This window comes from Mesorhizobium sp. M7A.F.Ca.CA.003.01.2.1, from assembly GCF_003998945.1.
Taxonomy (GTDB): Bacteria; Pseudomonadota; Alphaproteobacteria; order Rhizobiales; family Rhizobiaceae; genus Mesorhizobium; species Mesorhizobium ciceri.
The window spans coordinates 1-3,527 of the sequence record NZ_RZRA01000602.1 but is presented as its reverse complement, the minus strand read 5'-3'; the positions used below and the strand labels follow the sequence as shown (position 1 = coordinate 3,527).

Here is a 3,527-nt window from a genome sequence, read left to right as displayed (position 1 = left end):
GGCCCCGCTTCAAGGCGCCCAGGACGCTGGTCGGGATCCCCGACGAATGCCAATCCATGCCCATGACAGCACCAAAGGACTGGAGCCAGAACGGATGCGCCAGCCGTCGCAGCAGTTCGTCTCGACCATAGTGATGAATGATCGCTTCGCACATCACGGCGCCAAGACGCGTCATGCGGTCGCCGAGCCATTTTGGCACGCGCCCGCCATGGAGTGGAAGATCAGCACTTCCCGATCGTTGCGTCACGTCTGCTATCCGTTCTGGTGTCCGTTATTCTCTTAACAGATAGGCAGCCAAACCGCGCAAGGAAGCATGGACACTTTCCGCCGAGCCGAGTTGGCGAACGTCAAGTCCAGTTCGAGAGAACCGTTTCCATCTCAACCGTCTCGACCTGCTGCGCGAAACGTTGGTGGTAAACGGTCAGCAGTGCGTCGTGGGTTGAATCGGAAGAACTGCATAGCGCGTCCGTGACGAGAACCACGCGATAGCCGAAATCGATGGCTCCGAGCACCGTGGCCAGAACGCAAACATCCGTTTCGCCACCGGTGATGACGAGCGTATCGATGCCGCGCTCCACCAGGAAGGCTCTGAGGCGCCCTTCGAACCAGGGCGAGTAGATGTGCTTGTCGATGATCGCCGCTGGCGGGCAGTAGCCGGCTAAAGACGGCAACAGTTCGGTCATTTCAGGCCCGATCGTCTCGATCGTCTGTGAAGCCCAGCGCTCATAATAGCGCTTCCAGGTGCCGACGCCCTGCCCCGGCTTCTTGGCTGGCAGGAAGCGTGTAAAGACCGTCTGCGGCGCGCGTCTTTCGACCAGCGTCTCGATCTGCGGGAGAACCCGGGTGATCCAGGGTGTTGCCCATTGAGACGGCTCGGCAAACAGCCGCTGCATGTCCACGCAGACATGCATGCATCGATCGCCCAGGGGACCGTATGCCAGCCCCGGCATCGACATCAGTGCGTCTCCGACCGGCCAAGCATTCCTGACTCCTCATTTTGCCAGCAAAGACACGCAACGCCGCGCGCAAGCACTGGTTCCTGAGATAGCCAACAGGAACCGACGCAAATGACCGGCGTTTTCGCTGTGATGAATGGAGGTGCTCGCATGAGACCGCGCGAGAGGCGTTGGAGCCGCAAGTCAACCGGGGCGCCAAAATGGAACTGAGCGGAGGATGTCTCTGCGGCACGATCCGCTTCCGCGTTGGAAGCGAACCGAGAGTGCATTACTGCCATTGTGATATGTGCCGGCGAGCGACCGGCAGTGCGTTCGCGGTTCTGGCCTGGGTGCCTTCCCAAAGCGTGACCTGGACCGATGCGACGCCGACCTATCGCAGGTCTTCGCCGATTGCCTGCAGGGGGTTTTGCTCCGCCTGCGGATCGCCGCTCAGCCTCGCCTATGACGCATCGCCGGGAGAGATCGCGCTTCATGTCGGAACGTTCGACGATCCGGCTCGCCTGGAGCCGCGCTACAATTATGGATCGAGGCAGCGACTTGGCTGGGTTTGCTGCGGAATGGACCTGCCGCACCACGACACCGAGGAGCGATGGTGAAACCATGTCTGAAGGGGAAGCCTGATGAGCATGTTTTACCGGGCGGCCAAGATTGCCGAAGAGGTCCACCAGGCACAGCGCGACAAGACCGGGCGACCTTATATCGAGCACTGTCGCCGTGTCGTTGACGCGGTCGAAACCAAGGATCAGAAGGTCGTCGCCTATCTCCATGACGTCCTGGAAAAGGGCGAAGGCTGGGACCGGACCAGGTTGGAAGAGGCCGGTTTTGGCCCGACGATCGCGTCGGCCGTCGACGCCATGTCGCGTAGGGACGGCGAGGATTACTTCGCGTTCGTGCGACGAGCGGCATCGAATCCATTGGCGCTGCCGGTGAAGCGCGCGGATCTGGCGGACAATATCTGGCAGGCACGACAGGCCGGGGCATCAACCGTCAGATACGAGGAGGCACTACGCATCCTTGATGAAGAGTTTCCACGCGGTTAGCACCTGCCTTGAATTTCAGCTCGCGCCGATGAGAACGGGCAATCTACTCCGTGACGTGGGGCGTATGCCTTCTGTCCTCCGCGGGCTCGACATCGATGCGCGCCTTTTCCGGATCGAATGCACCATGACGTGCAATGGCCCGCGCCGCGGTTTCAGGCGTCTCGTACGCCCACATGAAATCGTCAGCCGAGCTGCCCACGGCATGGACGCGCCAGTAGCTCGCGGTACCTTTCAAAGGGGAGCGGCTGGTGGTGTTCGTTTTTTCGAAAAGGTCAAAATAGATGTCTTCGAAAGGAATATAGAACACGGGCTCATGTCCTTCTTCCTGAAGCACTTTCGCCCGTTCCGTGGCAGCGACTATGGCGTCGGAAAATCGTACCGTCACCGTGCCCGCAAACGGTTCTATGGCCAACTGGCCAGCATGGTGTCTTGAGATTGCGCCTGAAGCTTGCATCCAAATTCTCCCTGGCTGCCGATTGATTGCGAGACCGCATTTCGGTTCGTCATGCATGGAGACGAAATGCGCGGCGATGCGTCAGGTTCCGGCCTTTACTATGGGGTCGATGGCGCCCCTCCTTCAGCGCTTGCCATGGCTATCGAGAAACGCAGCCAACATTCGCGAAACCTGATCAGAAGCCTCACGCGTCGGGAAGTGTCCGATGCCATCCAGCACCACCCGCCTGTAGAACGCGGTGAAATGCTCTTCGAGCCCCTCTGAAGACTGGGCAAACACAACGCGGTCGTCACCACCGTGAAGCGTCAGGATCGGCACGGTGATGATCTTGACCGTTGCTTGCCGGCGGGCGAGTTCAGCATAACGCGGATCGGGCTCGGCCTCTTCCCACCGGACCCGATAGGAATGCAACGTCACATCCGCCCAGTCAGGATTTTCGAACGAGCTCGCAACGCCATCGAAAATGGCGTCGTCGAACCAGCCTAATGGACCCCAGCTGTCCCACTGATACCTGGCGAATTCCTTGCCGTTCTTTCGTACGAACTCGGCGCCCCGTGCGGTCGCCATGAACCATTGATACCAAAATGCTTTCGCCTGTTCGGGCGTCGGCGTTGCTGGTTTGCCTGGTTGCCAGCCGAGGGACAGCGCAGCGCAGCACTTGATGCGGTCCGGAAAAACCGACGCGAGCAGATAGGATATCCGAGCGCCCCAATCATGTCCGACAACTGCAAAGCGGCTGATGCCAAGCGCATCTGCAAAATCCAGCACATCCTGCGCCATCGCGGCAATCTCGCCCGAGCGCATGGTTTCTTTCGACAGGAACGATGTCGGCCCAAAGCCTCGCAACCAAGGGGAAAACGTCCGGAAGCCAGCTTCATGAAGCATCGGCGAAATACGAGCGTATGTCGTCGCGTCGTCGGGCCAGCCATGCAGCAGGATAACCGGGGCGCCGTCCTGCGGTCCACCATCGAGATAGGCGACGCGCAGCAGAGGTGTGTCGCAATGTGAGACGGAGTTCATTTGCTCTGAGGCACCGTAGCTGGCTGGTCGCCGCCAGTCGTGGGGCCTGGTCTGGCG

At 60.2% G+C, this 3,527-nt stretch carries 6 protein-coding genes; 2 read left to right on the top strand and 4 right to left on the bottom strand.

What is annotated here, in order from left to right:
* On the bottom strand, nt 1-247 hold a 247-nt coding region (locus EN969_RS22010), incomplete at its 3' end, for a DUF763 domain-containing protein (protein WP_127419388.1).
* A 100-nt stretch (nt 248-347) separates the two neighbouring features.
* Nucleotides 348-956, bottom strand: coding sequence for a cysteine hydrolase (locus EN969_RS22005; protein WP_063168024.1), 609 nt, complete (start codon nt 954-956; stop codon nt 348-350).
* Nucleotides 957-1,156: 200 nt separating this feature from the next.
* On the opposite strand from EN969_RS22005, the gene EN969_RS22000 reads away from it, so the two are divergent.
* Both EN969_RS22000 and EN969_RS21995 read left to right on the top strand, forming a co-directional pair.
* Complete coding sequence (locus EN969_RS22000) at nt 1,157-1,552, top strand: GFA family protein (protein ID WP_027161657.1); 396 nt, start codon at nt 1,157-1,159, stop codon at nt 1,550-1,552.
* 24 nt (nt 1,553-1,576) lie between these two features.
* Nucleotides 1,577-1,996, top strand: a complete 420-nt coding sequence (locus tag EN969_RS21995; RefSeq protein WP_027161658.1) for an HD domain-containing protein — start codon at nt 1,577-1,579, stop codon at nt 1,994-1,996.
* Nucleotides 1,997-2,039: 43 nt separating this feature from the next.
* Here EN969_RS21995 and EN969_RS21990 read toward each other — a convergent pair whose 3' ends face one another.
* Nucleotides 2,040-2,450 (bottom strand): DUF427 domain-containing protein, encoded by a 411-nt coding sequence (locus EN969_RS21990; protein WP_013531554.1) that lies wholly within the window; start codon nt 2,448-2,450, stop codon nt 2,040-2,042.
* A gap of 123 nt (nt 2,451-2,573) precedes the next feature.
* On the bottom strand, nt 2,574-3,527 hold a 954-nt coding region (locus EN969_RS21985; RefSeq protein WP_348632400.1), incomplete at its 5' end, for an alpha/beta hydrolase.